17 protein-coding genes are annotated in these 20,577 nt (G+C 49.0%); 2 read left to right on the top strand and 15 right to left on the bottom strand.

Going from position 1 to position 20,577, the window contains the following annotated elements; genetic code table 11:
• Positions 1-2 precede the first annotated feature (2 nt).
• Together ABD846_RS02335 and ABD846_RS02330 are read left to right on the top strand one after the other, a co-directional pair.
• The gene (locus tag ABD846_RS02335; protein ID WP_344822255.1) at positions 3-3,173 is read left to right on the top strand and encodes an error-prone DNA polymerase; all 3,171 of its coding nucleotides are present in this window, start codon (positions 3-5) and stop codon (positions 3,171-3,173) included.
• A gap of 27 nt (positions 3,174-3,200) precedes the next feature.
• A complete protein-coding gene (locus tag ABD846_RS02330; protein WP_344822253.1) occupies positions 3,201-4,007 on the top strand; it encodes a patatin-like phospholipase family protein in 807 nt (268 codons plus the stop codon).
• 58 nt (positions 4,008-4,065) lie between these two features.
• On the opposite strand, the gene ABD846_RS02325 is transcribed toward ABD846_RS02330, so the two are convergent.
• The 15 genes from ABD846_RS02325 to mraY all read right to left on the bottom strand — a co-directional run bounded on the left by ABD846_RS02325 (position 4,066) and on the right by mraY (position 20,568).
• A complete protein-coding gene (locus ABD846_RS02325; protein WP_344822251.1) occupies positions 4,066-4,818 on the bottom strand; it encodes an SDR family NAD(P)-dependent oxidoreductase in 753 nt (250 codons plus the stop codon).
• Between the two features lie 24 nt (positions 4,819-4,842).
• Entirely contained in the window at positions 4,843-6,138 is a 1,296-nt protein-coding gene (locus ABD846_RS02320) for an acetyl-CoA hydrolase/transferase family protein (protein ID WP_344822249.1), read from the bottom strand.
• Between the two features lie 80 nt (positions 6,139-6,218).
• Positions 6,219-6,641: a hypothetical protein gene (locus tag ABD846_RS02315; RefSeq protein WP_344822247.1), complete on the bottom strand. Its 423-nt coding sequence runs from the start codon at positions 6,639-6,641 to the stop codon at positions 6,219-6,221.
• An 81-nt stretch (positions 6,642-6,722) separates the two neighbouring features.
• On the bottom strand, positions 6,723-7,472 hold the full coding sequence (locus ABD846_RS02310) for a glycosyltransferase family 2 protein (protein WP_344822245.1): 750 nt from the start codon (positions 7,470-7,472) through the stop codon (positions 6,723-6,725).
• Positions 7,465-8,562 (bottom strand): glycosyltransferase, encoded by a 1,098-nt coding sequence (locus ABD846_RS02305; RefSeq protein WP_344822243.1) that lies wholly within the window; start codon positions 8,560-8,562, stop codon positions 7,465-7,467. The genes ABD846_RS02310 and ABD846_RS02305 overlap by 8 nt, the downstream gene beginning before the upstream one ends.
• Complete coding sequence (locus ABD846_RS02300) at positions 8,555-9,307, bottom strand: formyltransferase family protein (protein ID WP_344822241.1); 753 nt, start codon at positions 9,305-9,307, stop codon at positions 8,555-8,557. Before ABD846_RS02300 ends, ABD846_RS02305 begins: the two co-directional genes overlap by 8 nt.
• Positions 9,308-9,412: 105 nt before the next feature.
• Entirely contained in the window at positions 9,413-10,045 is a 633-nt protein-coding gene (locus ABD846_RS02295; protein ID WP_344822240.1) for a nitroreductase family protein, read from the bottom strand.
• A gap of 159 nt (positions 10,046-10,204) precedes the next feature.
• Positions 10,205-11,818: a cell division protein FtsZ gene (gene ftsZ, locus ABD846_RS02290; RefSeq protein ID WP_344822238.1), complete on the bottom strand. Its 1,614-nt coding sequence runs from the start codon at positions 11,816-11,818 to the stop codon at positions 10,205-10,207.
• A gap of 63 nt (positions 11,819-11,881) precedes the next feature.
• Positions 11,882-13,267 carry a cell division protein FtsA gene (ftsA, locus tag ABD846_RS02285; RefSeq protein WP_344822236.1) on the bottom strand — a complete coding sequence of 462 codons (1,386 nt, stop codon included), beginning with the start codon at positions 13,265-13,267 and terminating at the stop codon, positions 11,882-11,884.
• Positions 13,268-13,301: 34 nt separating this feature from the next.
• On the bottom strand, positions 13,302-14,213 hold the full coding sequence (locus tag ABD846_RS02280; protein ID WP_344822235.1) for a cell division protein FtsQ/DivIB: 912 nt from the start codon (positions 14,211-14,213) through the stop codon (positions 13,302-13,304).
• On the bottom strand, positions 14,213-15,571 hold the full coding sequence (gene murC, locus ABD846_RS02275) for a UDP-N-acetylmuramate--L-alanine ligase (protein WP_344822233.1): 1,359 nt from the start codon (positions 15,569-15,571) through the stop codon (positions 14,213-14,215). Before murC ends, ABD846_RS02280 begins: the two co-directional genes overlap by 1 nt.
• A 2-nt stretch (positions 15,572-15,573) precedes the next feature.
• On the bottom strand, positions 15,574-16,680 hold the full coding sequence (murG, locus tag ABD846_RS02270) for an undecaprenyldiphospho-muramoylpentapeptide beta-N-acetylglucosaminyltransferase (RefSeq protein ID WP_344822231.1): 1,107 nt from the start codon (positions 16,678-16,680) through the stop codon (positions 15,574-15,576).
• Positions 16,681-17,904 (bottom strand): FtsW/RodA/SpoVE family cell cycle protein, encoded by a 1,224-nt coding sequence (locus tag ABD846_RS02265; RefSeq protein ID WP_344822229.1) that lies wholly within the window; start codon positions 17,902-17,904, stop codon positions 16,681-16,683.
• A 25-nt stretch (positions 17,905-17,929) separates the two neighbouring features.
• The gene (murD, locus tag ABD846_RS02260) at positions 17,930-19,297 is read right to left on the bottom strand and encodes a UDP-N-acetylmuramoyl-L-alanine--D-glutamate ligase (RefSeq protein ID WP_344822228.1); all 1,368 of its coding nucleotides are present in this window, start codon (positions 19,295-19,297) and stop codon (positions 17,930-17,932) included.
• A complete protein-coding gene (gene mraY, locus ABD846_RS02255; protein WP_344822226.1) occupies positions 19,297-20,568 on the bottom strand; it encodes a phospho-N-acetylmuramoyl-pentapeptide-transferase in 1,272 nt (423 codons plus the stop codon). Before mraY ends, murD begins: the two co-directional genes overlap by 1 nt.
• Positions 20,569-20,577: the final 9 nt, after the last annotated feature.

Here is a 20,577-nt window from a genome sequence, read left to right as displayed (position 1 = left end):
ATATGCATTATACAGAACTACAGGTAACCACTAATTTCAGTTTTCTGCGGGGAGGTTCTCATCCTGAGGAACTGGTGACCGAAGCTGCACAACTCGGTTATTCCGCCATTGCCATTACCGACCGTAACACTCTGGCCGGGGTGGTACGCGCCCATACTGCTGCAAAAAAGCTGGGAATCCGCATGATCACCGGGTGCCGGCTGGACCTCGAAGATGGTCCTTCCCTGCTGGCCTATCCTAAAAACCTGCAGGGGTATCAGAACCTTTCCACACTGCTTACCACAGGTAATCTGCGCACCGAAAAAGGGAAATGCCTCTTATACCGTGAGGATGTATTCCGCTATGCAGCAGGTATGCTCTTCATTATGGTGCCTCCCGACCAGCTGAACAGGCATATGGAGCTGGAACAGACATTTACCGCGGCAGCGGAGCAGTACTGTGCAAAGCTGGGCGGCAGTCTGTACCTCGGTATGCGCCGATCGTACCAGGCCAACGACGGGAAACTGCTGTTCCGCATTGCACAGCTGGGGGCACAACTGTCCATACCGCTCACTGCGCTGAATGATGTGCATTACCACAACAGGGAGCGCAGGGCATTGCAGGATGTGCTCACCTGTGTGCGCCTGAAATGCACGATCTATAATGCCGGATTTGCACTGTACCAGAATGCAGAGCGGTATCTGAAACCGGTAAAGGAAATGCACCGTCTGTTCCGGCACTACCCAGAGGCGATCGAATGCACCCGCATCATAGAAGCGCAGTGCACTTTTTCCCTGGACAGCCTGCAGTATCTGTATCCCGAAGAGCTGACCACAGAAGGTCGCACACCACAACAGGAACTGGTCTATCAGACCCGCGAAGGCGCACGCAGAAGATTCGGCGAAGACATCCCGGAATCTATAGCCACATCCATATCAATGGAACTTGATTTTATCGAACGGCGTAATTATGCTTCTTACTTCCTGACCGTATTCGACCTGGTGCAATTTGCCAGAAGCAGAAAGATACTCTGCCAGGGAAGAGGCTCTGCGGCGAACTCGGTAGTGTGTTATTGTCTTGGAATAACATCGGTGAACCCGGAAAAATTTGACCTGTTGTTTGCCCGCTTCATGTCGGACGCAAGAGATGAGCCGCCGGATATTGATGTGGACTTTGAGCATGAACGCCGGGAAGAAGTGATACAGTATATCTATAAAAAATATGGCAGGGATCGCGCAGGTGTGGTGGCCACCGTTACACAGGTACATCAGAAAGGAGCTATCCGCGATGTGGGCAAAGCCATGGGACTATCCGCAGATGCGATCACCAAGCTGTCCGGCTCTTTGTGGGAGTTTACAGAAGAATGGTTTTCGGGAGAAAGGATCAGTGATCTTGGCTTTGATCCACGCGATCCGCATCTGAGAAAAATATTAGCGCTCACATATGAATATGTAGGATTCCCGCGGCAGCTCGGTCAGCATACAGGCGGTTTTGTAATTACGCAGAACAAACTATCTGCACTCTGCCCCATACTGAATGCACGTATGGAAGGACGAACCTGTATCGAATGGAATAAGGATGATATTGAAGCGCTCGGATTTATGAAAGTGGATGTACTGGCACTTGGCATGCTCACCTGCATCCGTAAGGGATTTGACCTGCTGCAGCAACATTACCGGAAAGACTGTACACTGGCCGGCATTCCACAGGACCAGACTGACGTGTATGATATGATCTGTGCTGCGGATACGATCGGGGTATTCCAGATAGAAAGCCGCGCACAGATGTCGATGCTGCCACGCCTGAAACCACGCGAATTCTACGACCTCGTGATTGAAGTGGCGATCGTGCGGCCAGGCCCTATACAGGGCGATATGGTGCACCCTTACCTGCGGCGCAGGGATAAAAAAGAAGTCGCAGAATACCCGTCAAAAGCCTTTGAGAGAATACTGAGCAGAACCCTGGGCGTACCGCTCTTCCAGGAACAGGCAATGGAGATTGCGATCGTTGCGGGAGGATTCTCTGCTGCCGATGCAGACGGGCTGCGCAGAAGCATGGCTACTTTCAAAGCGAAAGGTCTCGTAAATCAGTACGAACAAAAACTGGTATCCGGTATGATCGCAAACGGTTATGAGGAATCTTTTGCCAAACGTGTGTTCCGCCAGCTGGAAGGATTTGGCAGCTATGGATTCCCGGAGAGTCATGCCGTAAGCTTTGCCTTGCTGGTGTATGTATCAGCCTGGATCAAATGCAGGTACCCGGATGTATTTGCAACCGCTTTGCTGAATAGTCTGCCTATGGGATTTTACAAACCTGCGCAGATAATATCAGATGCCCGCAACCATGGTGTGACGGTACTTCCTGCCGACATCAATTATTCGCAGTGGGATTATAAGCTTCAGAGGCACAACGGAAAATATTTTAATGTCCGCATGGGCTTCCGGCAGATCGACGGACTTTCCGAAGCCGATGCAGATCGTCTTATTACCTGCAGGCCGTTTAAAAATATTACCGAGCTCCGCGCCACAGGAGTAAGCTTACCGGCCCTTGAGCAACTGGCAGATGCAGACGCGTTCCGCTCCATAGGACTGGACAGGAGACAGGCGCTTTGGGAGATTGCAGCGTTCAGGGATCACCCGGAAGGCATGTTCAGCGGGCAGGATCCGGAGGCTCAACAGGAGCGGCAGATACAGTTGCCGCAGATGAGCCTGTCTGAACACGTGGTGCAGGATTACAAGAGCATTTCCCTGTCGCTGAAAGACCATCCGTTATCTTTCCTGCGTCCTGCTTTTGACCAGCTGGGCATTACACCCGCCAATCGATTGCCGCTCGTACAGGCAGGTGCGTATGTGAAGGTGTGCGGACTGGTGCTGGTGCGGCAACGTCCCGGTACGGCTACAGGCATTTGCTTTGTAACGCTGGAAGACGAAACAGGAACCTGCAATATCGTGGTGTTCCGCCAGCTGTTTGAGCGATACCGCAAAGAAGTGGTACGCTCAAGGTTGCTCATGGTAGAAGGTACGTTACAGAAAGAAGGAGCAGTGATCCACATTATTGCCGGGCGATGTCACAATTATTCCGGGCATCTGCAGGCGCTCGTAAATCCGAAAACAGATGATTCCGGGAAAAACACGGCAGCACTGCCGCGCCCGATACAGATGGAAATATTCCCGGACGGGCGGAATTTCCGCTAACAGAAGCTTAATGGAATCCGGCGGTACATGAAAGAAAAGGATCTTACTTTTAGAGGAGACGATATTCATATCATGCAGGTATATCAGAAAACAGGATTGGTTTTATCAGGCGGTGGCTTCCGTGGCTTTGCACATCTGGGTGTCCTGAAGGCATTGGATGAATTACAGGTGCCGGTACATATCATTGCCGGAACCAGCGCCGGAGCGCTTATGGCAGCGGCCTATGCGGCAGGGAACAAGCCTGAGGCGATATGTGCGCAGGCAAAAGAATTTTTCCGCTTTGGTTTAGGTGATCTGCTGCGCATGCGTCACAGTTTTTATCCGGGCAAATTATTGCTGCGTTTGTTACAGGTGCTGGTACCGGAAGACAATTTCTCCAAACTGCACATACCGCTCATCGTGGTGGCAACAGATATCCGCACAAGTAAATCCGTCACGTTCAGCTCCGGTGCACTCTGGGCCTGCCTGATCGGCGCAGCTTCGGTACCCGGAATTTTTGAACCTGTATCTGTAGGCAGCCATTTGCTGGTAGACGGCGGTGTACTGAACAACCTGCCTGCAAGCATGCTCCCCGGCAACTGCGACAGGATCATCGGTGTACATGTGAATAAAGCAGACCATTCCGAGCCGCTGAAATGGAGCCGCATGAAGGTGATAGAGCAATGCTTCCACCTTGCGGTTGCAGATACCGTATACCGGGAAGCGCAATCATGCACCGTATTTATAGAGCCGGCTCTGACCGGCATCGGCATGTTCGACTGGAAAAAGATCGACCGCGCATTTGAAGCAGGCTATGAGGAAACCATGCGCCACAAAGCGCTGCTGCTTTCTTAAACAAGAACGACCGCTTTGCAACAACAAAGCGGTCGGACATAATTCTGTAGAGAAGCGTCTACACAGAAAGGTAGCCGCCATCGATCGGGTAATAGGAACCCGTAACGAAAGAAGCTTTTCCGGAACTCAGCCATAAAACAAGCTCTGCCACTTCACCGGCTTTACCAAGCCGCCCGATCGGATGTCTGGCGATCAATTGCTGTTTCACCGATTGGTCCATATTGTTCAGCAGAGGGGTATCAATAAATGCAGGCCCCACTGCATTCACCCGGATCTGCTTTGTAGCGTATTCCACAGCTGCATTCTGGGTAAGTCCGACCACCCCATGCTTTGCGGCCACATATCCGGCAGACTGAGGGAAAGCAACCTGCCCGAGTATGGAAGACATATTTACGATACTGCCGGAACCGTTTTTGAGCATAGCGGCGATCTGGTATTTCATACAATAAAACACGCTGTTGAGATTGACCGAAATGATCTTATGCCATCCGTCCACACTCATATCCACCACGAGGTTAGCTTCTCCTCCTATTCCTGCATTGTTGCAGGCGATATCGAGCTTACCGTATTGTTTTACTGTTTCGGCAACCAGGTGTTCGCAATCCTCCGGTTTGGAAACATCGGCTTTTACAAATGAAGCTTCGCCGCCCGCCGCCCTGATATCGGCGATCACCTTCTCTGCTCCTTGTTCATTGATGTCTGACACGATCACTTTCGCACCTTCACGTGCATAAGCCATTGCTGTGGCTGCGCCGATACCCGATCCTGCTCCGGTAACGATGGCTACTTTGTCTTTCAGTAATTGTTCCATATGTATCATTTTTGGTTTAAAAAATTACGCTTTAGGTATGGATCCGAATCGTTCGAAATAAGCTCTTTCCAAAGCTTCCCGGTGATCCGGATGCGCTATGTTGATCAGCAGGCGTGCCCGCTGTTCCATATTCCTGCCATATAAATTCACCACTCCGTATTCCGTGGCCACATAATGCACATGCCCCCGGGTAGTGACCACACCGGCACCCTGGCGGAGGAAAGGAACAATGCGTGAGGTACCTTCCCTGGTTGCCGAGGGTAATGCAATAATCGGTTTACCCCCTTCGGACAACGCAGCTCCCCGCATAAAATCCATTTGCCCGCCGATACCGGAATACTGATACACTCCTATGGAATCAGCGCAAACCTGTCCTGTGAGATCCACCTCAAGTGCGCTGTTGATAGAAACCACCTTCGGGTTGCGCCGGATGATATCCGTATCGTTTACAAAGGATACATCTTTACAGACCACGAAGGGATTATTGTCTACGAAATCGTACAACCGGCGGCTGCCGAGTACAAATGTGCTGACCATTTTGCCGGGTTCGACCAGCTTATGTTCGTTGGTGATCACTCCTTTTTCCACCAGCGGTATCACGCCGTCGGAGAACATTTCTGTATGCACGCCCAGACCGCGATGTCCTTCCAATTGCTGCAGAATCACATCGGGAATAGCACCGATGCCCATTTGCAGGGTCGCTCCGTCTTCAATAAGGGCGGCCACATTACGGCCGATCTGTTGCACAATGCCATCTGCTTTTGTGGCATAATGCACTTCCGGCAATTCACTTTCCTGCCATACCATTGCCGAAAATCTTGAAACGGGAATAATGCCGTCACCCAATACACGCGGCATACGGGGATTTACCTGTGCAATAACAATACGCGCATGCTGAACGGCGCTCAGGGCGGCATCCACGGAGGTTCCCAAAGTACAGTAACCATGTTCGTCGGGGGGTGACACCTGAACCAAGGCTACATCCAGGGGCAATATTCCTTTTTCGAACAAGCCCGGAATTTCGCTCAGGAATATAGGTACATAATCGCCGTTACCTGAATTTACCCACTCACGCACATTTGCCGATACAAACAGGGAATTCATGTAAAAACTCTGCTGCACCTCGGGGTGGTTCCAGTCGATATGACCGTACGTACTGATAGAAACAAGCTCCACGTTCCGCAATTCGGCAGCCCGATGCAGCAATGCATTCACGAGTACCACGGGTGTGGCCGCACTTCCATGAATAAATACGCGATCGCCGCTGTTTACAAGGCGAACAGCAGACTCAGCGGAAACGTAGGGAGTATACAGTGTCATAATGCTTCACCAAATTTCGGTTAAAAGCACCGCTTGATAGCTGATAAAACCTTTATGGAAATGTGATTTTTATCGTGTTTTTAGTCAGCTACAGCAACCACGCTCAGCAAACGGAAGCGCCATTGCCCGGATGAGGAGTCCGCAACAATCACCGGATGCCTGAGTTCGGCACCATGGTAGCCCTTACCCTGGGCATTCCGTATGTCCTTGAGCGACAGATCAGACGAACTCAGGTCCAGATCCAGATAGTTGCAGACACCGCTGCCGGAAACCAATACCTTCATTCCCGGAGTTCCGCCCTCTTCCTGATACGCTGCAACTTCGTAATGCAGGCGTTGCAACCCTTCCTGCTGCATTGCCTTCCATAGCTCACCCAACTGCTCATTGGTGGCCGTCTCCGTATTGTCTCCGGTATTCGTGAGCGGACAGGATCTCCGCTGGCAGGAAGTCAATACGACTACAAACAAAATAACGCCGGGAAGCAAAAAACGGAGCCGGTTCATAACGCAGGATTTTACCTGAAAACGTAATGCGGCCGCTTTTATTGCCAACACAAAACGGTGAAACGAAAAAAAGGAATGGGATTAACGCAAGAGATGTTTCAACAAACTGAACAACAACAGAAAGGGCGTGAAGAATGCCCAGAACCATCCAAACTTTGCAAGTTTACGGTATGCCTTTAATTCACCCATACGCATGCTCATCCGGTTGCCGGACAACCCGCCTTTACTCAGTTGGGGACGTCCGAGCACCGTAAGCTGTGAAGCACTATAGTATACAGGGTACTTATGTATTGCTACCTGCAGGGCCAGATCGAAGTCTTCGCTGAAACGCATGCTTTCATCAAAACGAAGCGGCGCGTCTTTCCTTACGGTGATGGATGAGCCCTGGAAACGGTTCCGCCATAAGAATCTGAATATTCCTGAGCGCACTAACGGAAGCGGCTTCACATCCTGTTGCAGCAACGTCGCCTTATTGGTATCGAAGGCGTGTCCTATCAGTACAGCATCTGGATTGCCTTGTATCCATTGTGCGAGGTATTCCAGCTTACGCGGATGCCAGCAGTCGTCGCTATCCAGAAAGGCGACAAATGACCCTGATGCATGCTCCCAGCCCGTATTGCGTGCGGCGCTCACGCCTTTGTTCCGCTCATGCCGGATAATGTGCGCGTGCAGTTGCCCTGTATGATCCGGCAACAGTATGTCCTCATTACCGCCATCGTCTACAACGATCAGTTCCCATGCAGGGTAAGACTGGTTGTATACAGACAATACCGCATTGGCAATCGTGGCATTTGCGTTGAAAGCAGGAATAACGACACTGATCTTAACCATGGGCAAATAATTCCTTGTAAACAGACGTCAATGTTTCCGCTTCCTTCTGCCAGCAATATATTTCACGGGCTTTCAGGCATTGCTGTACGAGATGATCGTGGTATGGGGTATCCTGAAGCATTTTGTTCAATGCAGCGGCTATATTTTCGGGTGAAGGGTCATCCAGTAAAGCTGCCACCTCAAAACGTTCATTAACGCGTTCATATTCCGGATATTTATTGCAGATCTGCGGCACTCCTGCGTGCATATAATCGAAGAACCGGTTAGCCATGCTGAGACGGTTGCTCAGACTGGTCTCTTCAAAAAGTGTGATCCCCGCCCAGGCGCCCAGTGTGTAATTTCGCAGTTCTTCCGGCGGTACATAACCTTTGAATACTATTTTATCCGATACACCGTATTGAATAGCGAGTGCTTTTGCAGCAGCGAAGAAATTGCCTTCACCGCACACAATCAATTTTGCGTCCACCCACTGCATCGCCGGTATAAGCTGCTCGAAACGGCGGCCTACATTCACCCATCCCTGGTACAGAATCCATCGTTCGGGTTTGGCCGGGATCTCCAGCGGTCTTAACACGGTAGCATTGCGAACCACTTTATACTGTACGCCATAACGCCGTTCAAATTCTGCAGCATAACATTCGCCGATGGTATAACCCACCGGGAAATGCGGAACCGTATGTCGCTCGATCCATAACCACATGTTGTGTACGGCAGGGCGGCTGATCACTTCTTTCAATTCGGTGAATAATTCATGCGCATCATATACACGCTTTACGCCGCGTATGCGCGATGCGTAATATACAGGCATGATCGTATCGAGGTCGATTGCGCAGAATGCATCAGCACGGCGGAACAGCAATACGAAAAACAATTTGATCCAGTAATCGATGTATAACAATTTGCCCTGCTCTGCAATAATGGGAATACGCAACTGACGGAAGCTGCGGTTTACAAGCGGCTTACTGGTCTTCCGGCGGAAACCGATCAGCGTGACATCGTAACCCTGATCTGTCAGTGCAGTGCAGATCCTGATCATCCGCTGATCGTAATTCAGATCATTGGTAACGGTAAATACAAGGCGCTTACCCATTCAATACAGCCTTTGTGAAATATACTTTTTGCTTATCCACCTCGCAATAGGGCGGTTCAAAACCGGGCATCATAGTTGCACGCACATGCCGGTTGATCTTCTCCGCATCCCAGTTCAGGTCAATGCGCTTGAGGTCGGCAATCTCATGACGGTAATGAAGAGAAGTCCCTTTAGCAGCCACCAGCGATGCCTGAGACACGGGCGTATAATTCCCGTCGATCAGGTGCTTCAGTGTATACCGGAACAATTTCACCGATGCCGCCACCGTAAGCTCATACAAATGATTTACCCAACAATGCTTCGGGATCTCGAATCTCCTCTGAAACAGTATGTCGCCATGATCGATACGCGTATCCATCAGGTGGATGGTCGTACCGAATTCCTTTTTCCCATCGATGATCGCAAAAGCGAACTGGTTGCTACCGCGATATTCGGGGAGCGGAGCCATGTGCAGGTTCACCGCTGCCTGCCTGGCTCTGCCGATATGTTCTGCATGTAATATCCGGTGGTATTGTACCGAATACAGCAGGTCGCATTCGGGAAGCGCATTCAGATCGGCAATAACGGGCACTCCGTATTGTTCCGCCAGAACAGTAAGATCTGCCGGTCCGCGAAATTCCTTTCTTTCCTGCGTGAGCAGTCCTGTCACTTCTATCTGCAACGCATCTTTTTGCTGTAACAGGTATTCGAAGCAGGAATATCCCACCGGCTTCGAACCCAGGAAAACAACTTTCTTTTTGTTCATACTCTGTAAAAATACGCTCCAAACCATAAAGAGTAAGCGATTCCGCTAAAAACAAACGGTGCCCCGAGGAGCACCGTTCAGAAAAAAGTCCGGATCGGCAACATTTTATATTTCGGTAAACAGCTGATCGTGTGACCTGCGCACTTTTTTGGCACCCAGCAAATAGTCATTTTGTTCATCGCGGTAACCGAGAGCAAGCAGCACATTGCTGCGCAGACCCATTTCCTCCAGACCGAGCACAGCATCCATAGCGTCCGGATTAAAACCCTCCATAGGTGTGGCATCCACGCCCTGCTCTGCAGCGGCAACGGTTGCGATACCGAGTGCGATGTACGCCTGGCGAGCAGCCCATTGCTGATTCTCCTTCTGGTCGCGGCGTGTAAGTCCCATCAGGTTTCCTTTAAAACCATCCAGGCTTTCCACCGGTACACCACGCGTGTCTGCTATGCGATTCATATATTCATTCACGGCATCCTCATTGAGTTCTTTCCATGATGCGAATACCAGCAAATGGGAACCCTCCAGTATCTGCGGCTGCTGACAAGCCTTTTCACTGATCTCTTTCAGTTTTTCCCGGTCGCTTATCACAAACACCCGGAACGGCTGCAGGCCTGCAGAGGTAGGTGCGAGTTGTATCGCCTGAAGGATATTGTTTACTTTCGCTTCAGGGATTATTTGTCCGTTCATACGTTTTGTTGCATAACGGTAGTTCAGTAAATCGATAAGATTGGATTGCATTGTTATTTTCTTTTTGCAAACCTACATGCAATCAATAATGCGTTTTGCCTTACTATCCCCAATTATAGCGGGTTTGATCTGATAGCACTATTGCTTTTATCAATAAAAAAAGCGCCGGCAATAAACGCCGGCGCTCTCATTTTAAACGAAAACACAAAATCAGTCAGGCTTCTTTCCGTCCAGGAAAGTATTGATCGTATTGATCGAAATTTCAGCCTTATCAGAATGTTGCTGTACACCAACGGTATATCCGCTGTAAAAACGGTCGTTGGACTTAACACTGTTGTCAATATTGGTTTCTTTGCGCAGATAGGCAGGCACGTTCTCGATGTCATCGGAGGACTGGCTTGCGGTATCGGAAGGACGTACATTGAAGCTGAGATTGCGCAGACGCTCTGCACGTTCTTCAAGCTGACGCTTCTGCTCTTCAAAACGGCGTTTGTCCTCCACTTCCTGTGCGCTCATGTTTCTTTCGAATACAGGCATTTCCGAACCGGTTGTATTGGATACAGGCTCGGTACGCACATGCAGTGTCATGCCCATAAAGTTTGTTTCGGCGGATTGCGGCTCTGCCGGTTCGGCAGACTTAGCTGATTGCAAAGCGTCGAGATTTCTTTCCCACATAGAAACCGGCGCTTCGGCTTTCGCTTCCGGAGTCTGTTCGTCTTTCAGACGTGGAGCAAGCGGATCCGCAACAGGAGTTTCTTCTGCAACAGGCATCGCAGGTGCGGGTGCCTCAACTGCGCCGAGTGATACGACTGTCTTTACCTCTGCCGCTTTACTTTCCTGCATCTGTGCAGTGATCTCTTTGTGATGGAATCCTGTGGCGATAACGGTTACGGAAATCTTATCACCCAGCGTGCTGTCGTTACCCATACCGAGAATGACGTCACAGTTATCTCCGGCCTGTTGCTGTACGAAAGCCTGGATTGTTTCCGCTTCATCCATTGTATGCTCAAATTCTCCTTCAGCCGAGTTAATGTTCAGCAGGATCCATTTAGCACCCCTGATGTCGTTATCATTCAGCAACGGAGAGTTCAACGCTTCTTCCACCGCTATATGTGCACGGTTTTCTCCACTTGCAACAGCACTTCCGAGAATAGCCACACCACCATTTTTCATAACGGTGCATACGTCCGCGAAGTCTACGTTGATCTGCCCGGTGCTGGTGATCACATCGGTGATACATTTGGCAGCTGTAGCCAGAATATCATCGGCTTTGGCGAAAGCCTGGCGGAAAGGCATATTGCCGCACTGCTGACGCAGTTTGTCATTGGAGATCACAAGGATTGTGTCTACATGGTCACGCAGACGTGCAATTCCCTCCTGAGCCTGTGCCATACGTTTGCGTCCTTCGTAAGAAAACGGAGTAGATACAATACCTACAGTCAGGATATCAAGGTCGCGGCATGCTTTGGCAACAACCGGAGCACCACCGGTACCGGTTCCACCGCCCATACCAGCCGTAATGAATGCCATACGGGTATTTACTTTCAAAATCTTGGTAATATCCTCAAGACTCTCTTCACTTGCCTGTTTTCCGATTTCGGGATTAGCTCCCGCTCCCAGTCCCGACGTAAGATTTGGCCCTAACTGAATTTTGTTAGGAATAGGGCTTTGCGCGAGCGCCTGGGAATCTGTATTGCAGACGAGGAAATCCACACCCTCTACCCCGAGGTTATACATGTAGTTCACTGCGTTGCTGCCACCGCCGCCCACACCAATTACTTTGATGATGGAAGACTGATTTTTGGGAATTTCGAAATGTATCATACGCTTTGCATTTTTTTAAGGATTAGTTGTTATGGGTTGGTAAGTTGTGTGTGTATTTAAGATTTAGTCAAAACGGCGGTCTTCCTCGTCTTCAAACATGCTCATCAGCTTGTCCTTCAGACCGTCGAAAATTTTACCGAACTGACGGCGGCGTTTGCGTCCGAGCTCTTCCTGTTCTGCCAGTGCGAATTCGTCCATTGGAGTGTCCGCAACATATTCCTCTTCTTTGGCTGCATCAAGGCTGATGTGGATCAGATTGTTGCCGGAAGCCTTATAAGTTCCGTTTTCAAAATCGTGGTATCCTCTCAGGATTAAACCGATACAGGTAGAATACATTGGATCTCCCATGTCTTCGCTGTGTCCGCCGGCGAGATGCTCGTTCGGGCGACCGATACGTGCGCTCATACCGGTAACATATTCTGTAAGCTGCGTAATATGGCGCAGGCTGGCACCGCCACCCGTGAGGATGATACCGCCATACAAGCGTTTCTCCAGTCCTATCTGCTTCAGATGATAGGAAACATAATCCAGGATCTCGTGTGTACGCGCCTGGATGATATGAGCCAGGTTCTTCACAGAGATTTCTTTCGGAGGCAGGCCTTTCAAGCCGGGAATTGTAATATAGGAATTAGGGTTTGCGTGATCGGCATGAGCAGTACCGAACTGCACTTTCAGTTGCTCGGCCTGAGCGCGAAGTACACCCAGTCCGTAGTGAATATCGTTGGTAATATTCACACCTGCGTAAGGAATCACCGCAGTATGTTTCAATATGCCGTCGTAGAAAACAGCCATATCCGTGGTTCCTCCTCCTATATCCACAATGGCAACGCCTGCTTCGAGATCTTCAGGACTCATAACGGCAGCCGCAGAAGCGAGCGGTTGCAGCACCAGGTCGCGTGTCACCAGTTCAGAACGCTCCACACAACGTTTGATGTTGCGGATGGCATTTTTATCGCCGGTAACGATGTGGAAGTTAGCACCTATCTTGGAGCCGTTCATGCCTACAGGACTCAGCGTCGTCTGCATATCATCGACAAAAAACTCCTGCGGTACGATATCAATTATCTCGTCGCCTGCCGGAATAAATGTCTTCTCCTGGTCTTTAATGAGCGCGTCCAGTTCGTTCCGCGTGATTTCGGTATTGTTATCAACGCGAACGCGATCACCACGGGTCTGCAGACTTTTGATGTGCTGACCTGCGATACCAACGTAAACCTCCCGGATGTTCAGATCCGGATTGTTTGTAAGACACTTTTCGATTGCAATTTTTATCGATCGGATACACTGATCGATATTCATTACAACGCCATGGCGAACGCCCTGAGACTCCGTTTTCCCCACACTGAGGATCTCGAGTTTCCCGAATTCATTCTTTTGCCCGGCAATCGCAACAACTTTGGTTGTTCCGATGTCTAGTCCTACGATAATTGGTTGGTCTTTTTTGCTCATTGTTTACTCCTTTTATTAGTTTGCAATAGTTTATTTACAGTCGTGAAGTTTTTAAAGTGTCCTGTGCGATATTGTTAGCCGTTTGCTCTGTCTTTGCGACATCGCCCACAATCGTTTTCACCCAGTTCATATTACTTAAGGCGCGGTCTACCGGGGGCTTCCAGGGAAGTGACGGGGCAGCAACGATCTGATCGGCGAAACGTGCATCCACAATCGTGTAACGGTTCCAGCCCACTTTATTCAGCACATCGGTGTAGAACGCAAATATATTTTCCAGCTTTGTCTGCAACTGATCTGCAGTGCCCAGCAATATTCTGTGTGTGCCCAGTACCGGAACGATCTCAATATCTTTAAGGCTGTTTACAACCACTTCCGATGTTTGCGCCTGCCAGAAAGTATCCCGTTTGATTGTACGGGCCACTTGCAGCATTGTCTTTTTGTATAACGTGCTGATGCTGTCATCGGACAAATCAGGAACATTTACGAACAGCAGTTCGTAGTGTGTGTTTTCATCTGAAACCGGCAACAGGTGCAGTGTGGAATCCATATAGAAACTTGCACCTTTACGGGTAAACAAACGCAACTGCGGTACGCGCTGAATCACCTTGATATTGAGCACACGGGCATTATCCAGATATATCTGTGCATATTCGATCCAGGGATTGGAGGAAAGAATACGTTCCATGCGCTGCAGATCAACTTTTCCCACTGCGATACGCTTGACATCCACGTGCCGGTCAACAAAAAGCTGCCGCATGATCTGCTCTTTATTCACAAAGTGAAACTCTTCTTCATTTTCGATCATCACACGCACGCCCCTCACCGGCTTTTGATCCTGGATGCGGGAAGTGCTCAGCATCGCAAATACACACGCAGTCACCAGCACTAGTGTGAACAGTGCCAGGAAGACTTTACGCAATGATATTTTCCGCTTTTGCTGATCCATTATTTTTCTAAAATCAATTCTTTAATCGGTTGCACCAACTTATCAATATCTCCTGCTCCTGCTGTTATAAACAGCTCCAGTGGCGCAGCTTTCACATACTCCAGCAGTCCTTCCTTCGACAGGATGGTCACCGGACAATTCACTATTTTTTCTGCAATTATCTTGCTGCTTACTCCTTCTATAGGCATTTCGCGTGCAGGATAAATATCCAGCAGGATCACCTCATCTGCCAGAGCCAGGCTATCTGCAAATCCTTCAGCGAAGTCCCGCGTACGTGAATAAAGATGCGGCTGGAATGCCACAACACAACGCAGTCTCGGGAACAGGGTCTTTGCACTTCTGATCAGCGAAGCCAATTCCTCCGGGTGATGGGCGTAATCGTCTATATACACTTTCTGGGTATCACGCACCACATACTCAAAGCGACGTCGAATACCTTTAAATTCTTTCAGCGCACGTTTGACACTTTCCGGATTTGCCTGCAGCACCTGCGTGACGGCTATTGCGGCAACTGCGTTCTCCACGTTATGCATGCCTCCCAAAGGCAGGTGAATTCCTTCTATACGCCATCCGGGACCTGACACATCAAAAGAGTAGGTGCCGTTATGCTGGATGATATTATCTGCATACACATCCGCTGCATCATTCTGCAGGCTGTAGCTGATTACCTTATCTGCTTTCAGATCCGCAAAGCGGTGTAACCCATGCTTGGCAATCAGGGTTCCGCCCGGTTTGATGTTATGTGTGTATTGTATAAATGCCTTTTCCACTTCCTCCTTCGTTCCGTAGATGTCGAGGTGATCTGCATCCATCGCGGTGAGTACAGCCACATCCGGGAACAGCTTCAGGAAACTTCTGTCGTATTCGTCAGCTTCGATGACAGCGACATTGTTATCATCGCTCCAGTAATTTTTATTATAGTTTACGGCAATACCACCAAGGAAAGCATTACACCCTACGCCGGTTTCACGGAGGAGGTAAGCAGTCATGGTAGATATCGTTGTCTTACCGTGCGTACCTGCGACAGTAACTGCAAAAAGCGATTCGGATATCCACTGTAATACATCGCTGCGCTTGAATACCGGATAATTATGTTCACGATACCATGAAATTATTTTATTGGATGTGGGGATGGCAGGCGTATATACAACCAGCTCCGCAGCCCTATCGACCAAAGTAACCTCATCTTCAAAAGCGATCTGCATACCCTCCTCCTGCAGCGTACGGGTAAGATCTGTCTGCGTAAGATCGTACCCGAGCACTATCACACCGCGTTCTTTAAAGAAGCGGGCCAGGGCACTCATTCCAATGCCGCCGATACCAATAAAATAAATCCGTTTCAGTTTCGTAATATCCATGTCTAGCTCTTCCTTTTATTCATCAAATCAATTGCGATCGCTGCGATACGGTCGTCCGCATCCCTGATCGCCATTCTTTTTAACTGATCACTCATCTGCCGTTGTGTTGTTTCGTCGGCCAAAAGGCTTTTCAAAACAGCCGGCAATTGTGTACGTACTTCATCATCCTTGATCATCAGCGCGGCATTCTTTTCCACCAGAGCAATTGCATTGGCTGTCTGATGATCTTCCGCTGCGAAAGGATAAGGGATAAATATTACCGGTTTTGCCACAATACATAATTCCGCAATTGCTAATGCACCTGCGCGTGACACAACCATATCCGCAACCGCATATGCTTCATCCATTTCACGGATGAAATCAAATACCTTAACCCTATCTCCAAAGGGTGCGGCAGCGGCTTTAGCCTGCTCGAAAAATAATTTTCCAGTCTGCCAGACAACCTGAACACCTAGGTTTACTATCTCAGCAAGATGTGCCGCCATAGCTTCGTTGATGGATTTAGCCCCGAGGCTTCCTCCCACGACCAGCAAGGTTCTTCTCCCGCTTTGTAATCCGAAGAATGCAATTCCCTGCTCATGCGTCACTGTGCTCTGACTGATCACCTTTCTTACCGGGTTACCGGTGAGCGAAATTTTATCAGCCGGGAAAAACTGCTGCATTTTATCATAGGCCACACATATTGCATCTGCACGCCTGCCTAAGTGCTTATTCGACTTCCCTGCATACGAGTTCTGCTCCTGAATCATGGTAGGGACCCCGGCAGATTGTGCGGCTTTCAGAATAGGGAAACTGGCGTAACCGCCAACACCGATTACAAGATCCGGCTGAAATTCGCGGATGATCCTACCTGCTGCCTGCATACTGCGCCATAATTTCAGCGGCAGCAATACATTCTTAAGCATATTTGACCTGTTGAACCCGGCTATATCGAGCCCAACAATACGGAACCCTTCCTGGGGCACCTTCTCCATTTCCATTTTACCGTTGGCACCCACAAACAGGAGCTCCACACCTGGGCAGTGTCTGCCCAGCGCGTGGCCGATAGCTACCGCCGGGAATATGTGTCCCCCGGTGCCTCCTCCTGCTATGATTACTTTTTTCGGCATCTATGCTGTTACTACAGGTGCGGCTTTATCCGCTCCGTTTTGAATAAATAATTTTGATCCTTCTTTTTTTGGTGATCCTGTTTTAGTTCCTTCCATCTCATCCACATAGCGGCTGATGCTCAGAATGATCCCAAACGACATACTTGTAAATAATATCGACGACCCCCCCATACTCACCATCGGCAGTGTCAATCCGGTAACCGGCACCAGGTGCACGGTAACGGCCATATTCAGCATGGCCTGAAAAACAAGTGTGATGCTCAACCCTACACCGAGGAATGCTCCGAATGCATACGGACATCGCCGGAACAACAGGATACATCGCCAGAGAAACAACAGGTACAGGAAAACAATAACCGCTCCGCCTACGAGCCCATACTCTTCGATCACAATAGCGTAAATAAAATCTGAATACGGATGGGGCAGGAAATTGCGCTGCTGGCTGTTGCCCGGACCTCTGCCGGCAACGCCGCCATTAGCAATCGCTATTTTTGCCTGTTCTACCTGGAAAGGGTCTTCCTTTTTATTGCCGGAAGCGTCTTTACCACGGAAGTCTTCAATCCGCTTCACCCATGTGGCCCCACGTCCGAAATCGAAATAAACAGAAGCTGCCACAAGAATAATGATGCCTACAAGTCCCGCCAGCGCCAGCATCAGGATATGCCTCACCTGCACGCGCCCTATAAAGAACAGAATACAACAGGTGGCGCCGAGCAGCAAAGCTGTGGAAAGGTTTTCCGGCGCAATCAGCCCGCAGATAACCAGCACCGGCGTGAGCACGGGGATAAATCCTTTTTTAAAGTCTTTGATCACTGCCTGTTTCATACTGAGCAGGCGTGCCAGATACATAAACAAAGCCAGCTTGGCGAAATCGGACGACTGGAATGTGATATGCACGACAGGTATGGTGATCCAGCGCGAACCTTCATTGATCTTCGCCCCGTAGAACATCGTGTACAACAACAGCGGGATACTCAGATAATAGGTAAGTACCGATATCTTGGAAAATTTTGCATAGTTCACCTTATGAACCGCAATGATGATGCCGATTCCCAGCGCGATCATCGCAAACTGCTTGATAAGGTATGCACTTGCATTCTTATCATTCTTGTATGCCAGCGTACCTGTGGCGCTATACACCAGCAGCAAGCCAAAAAGAGACAGCAGTACTACGATTGACCATATTACTTTGTCGCCTTTGATATGTTGCAATAATTTCTGCATCCGTCAGGTTATTCGCTTTTATTAATTACAGACTTTTAACGGCTTCTTTAAACTGGTCGCCCCGGTCTTCATAGTTTTTAAACAGGTCAAAGCTGGCACAGGCCGGTGACAGTAACACCACGTCATTCTTCTCTGCCAGGGAATATGCTGCAAGCACCGCGTCTTTCGCACTTTGCGTATCCACGATGTTGGGAACGATACTTTCAAAAAATGTATGAATGTTCTTGTTGTCTATTCCGAGACAAACAATCGCTTTCACTTTTTCCGCAACAAGGTCTTTGATCTCCTGGTAATCGTTTCCTTTGTCCTGACCACCCAGAATCAGCACCACAGGTTTTTTCATACTTTCCAAAGCAAACCATACGGAATTCACGTTCGTAGCTTTACTGTCGTTCACAAAATCCACACCGCGAACAGTGGCCACAAACTCCAACCGGTGCGCAATGCCTTCAAACGTAGAAAAGCTCTCTCTGATCTTTGCACTTCTGATACCCGCGGTACGAGCGGAGATACCTGCTGCCATACTGTTATATTGGTTGTGTTTTCCTTTTACTGACAAATCGTGGATAGACATGGTGGTATCTTCTCCTTCATAGCGTATATGCAGTTGATCGTTTTCCGTGAAAGCTCCGTCGGTGTCTGAATGCTGGTTGTTGGTTTGATCGTTGTTCATCGTGAAAAATAATGTTCTAGCGTTAATGGGATGCGTAAGTAAATACTGGTTAATTTCTTTGTCGTCTTTGTTTGTGATAAAAATATCTTCCGCTGTCTGGTTTCGGGTGATATTGAACTTCGCTTTTATGTAGTGCTCATATTTGTAATCGTACCTGTCCAGATGGTCCGGACTGATATTGAGCAAAACCGCTACATCCGGTCTGAAAGTCTGTATATCATCCAACTGAAAACTACTGACCTCCATCACATACCATTCTGTCGGCTGCTCAACGATCTGCTTCGCAAAACTGTTTCCGATATTACCAACCATACTCACATCGTAGCCTGCCGTTTCGAGTATATGATAGGTCATCTTCGTGGTAGTGCTCTTACCGTTACTTCCGGTAATCGCAATGATCTTTCCTTTACCCTTATACCGGAATCCGAATTCTATCTCGCTGCATATCTCCGTTCCGGCCGCTCTCAGCTTTTTGATCATGGGTGCTTTTTCCGGTATACCCGGACTCTTCACCACCAGATCTGCCGCCATGATCTTTTCTTCCGTATGCCCTCCTTCTTCAAATGCTATTCCTGCATCTTCCAGCATCTTACGATAGCTGTCCTTTATTTTTCCGGCGTCGCTCACCCACACATCCCACAATTCGCGCTTCCCCAGCAATGCGGCCCCTACTCCGCTTTCGGCCGCGCCGAGTATCACCAGTTTTTTCCGGTCCATCATTACTGCAGTTTCAGGGTTACGATACTTAATACAGACAAAATGATACCGACGATCCAGAAACGTGTTACAATCTTACTTTCGTGATATCCCTGCTTCTGATAATGGTGGTGTAAAGGTGACATCAGGAAGATCCTGCGCCCTTCACCATACTTCCTTTTGGTATATTTGAAATAGCTTACCTGGATCATCACCGAAGCATTCTCCACCAGGAAAATGCCGCATATGATCGGGATCAGCAGCTCTTTACGCACGATGATCGCAAGCGAAGCGATGATACCTCCAAGTGCAAGGCTGCCGGTGTCACCCATAAATACCTGCGCAGGATAGGCGTTGTACCAGAGAAATCCGACACAGGCTCCTACAAATGCACCGATAAAAATGGACAATTCACTCAGGTGCGGTATATGCATGATACCGAGATAATTTGCAAATACATAGTTACCCGAAACGTAAGCAAACACACCCAGGCAGATACCCGCAATCGCTGAAACACCCGTCGCCAGTCCGTCTATCCCGTCGGTGATATTGGCACCATTGCTGACAGCAACGATGATGAAGATCACAAAAAGTATATACACGATCGGCGTTACCACTTTAATCGAATTTTTCCCGAATACAGAAGCGATCTTCGCGTAGCTAAGCTCGTGCGTCTTTATAAAAGGAATTGTGGTCAATGCGCTTTTTACCTGCACATACGTATGTTTTTTCCCATTCTCGTCCTTACGCACGATAGGAGCAGATACTACGCGTTCCGTAGCATTGTATACCGGATTGCCGTTGTTGACGATCTCACGGCTCAGGGTTACATGCTGGTTATAATAAAGAGTGGTACCGACAATGATGCCTAATCCTACCTGCCCGAGGATCTTGAATTTACCGGACAAGCCTTCCTTATTTTTCTTAAACACCTTGATATAATCGTCTATAAAGCCGATAAAGCCCAGCCATACGGTAGACAGCAGCATCAGGATGATATACACATTCTCAATACGTGCAAACAGTAAAGTCGGGATCAGGATCGCCAGGATGATGATCACACCTCCCATGGTAGGAGTTCCTCTTTTTTGCTGTTCACCTGTCAGACCCAGGTCGCGAATGGTTTCTCCGATCTGCTGCCGGCGCAGGAACTGGATAAACCTTTTGCCCATGAGCATCGAGATCACCAGAGACAGGATAATGGCCATTGCTGTACGGAACGTGATGTAATTAAACACCCCGGCACCGGCCATTCCGAATTTTGCTCGCAGATAAATGAATAAATAGTACAGCATCCCTGGCGC

Source organism: Rurimicrobium arvi, assembly GCF_039540495.1.
GTDB classification, from domain to species: domain Bacteria; phylum Bacteroidota; class Bacteroidia; order Chitinophagales; family Chitinophagaceae; genus Rurimicrobium; species Rurimicrobium arvi.
Note: the sequence above shows the minus strand (reverse complement) of the source record. Positions and strands in the feature narration are given on the sequence as shown.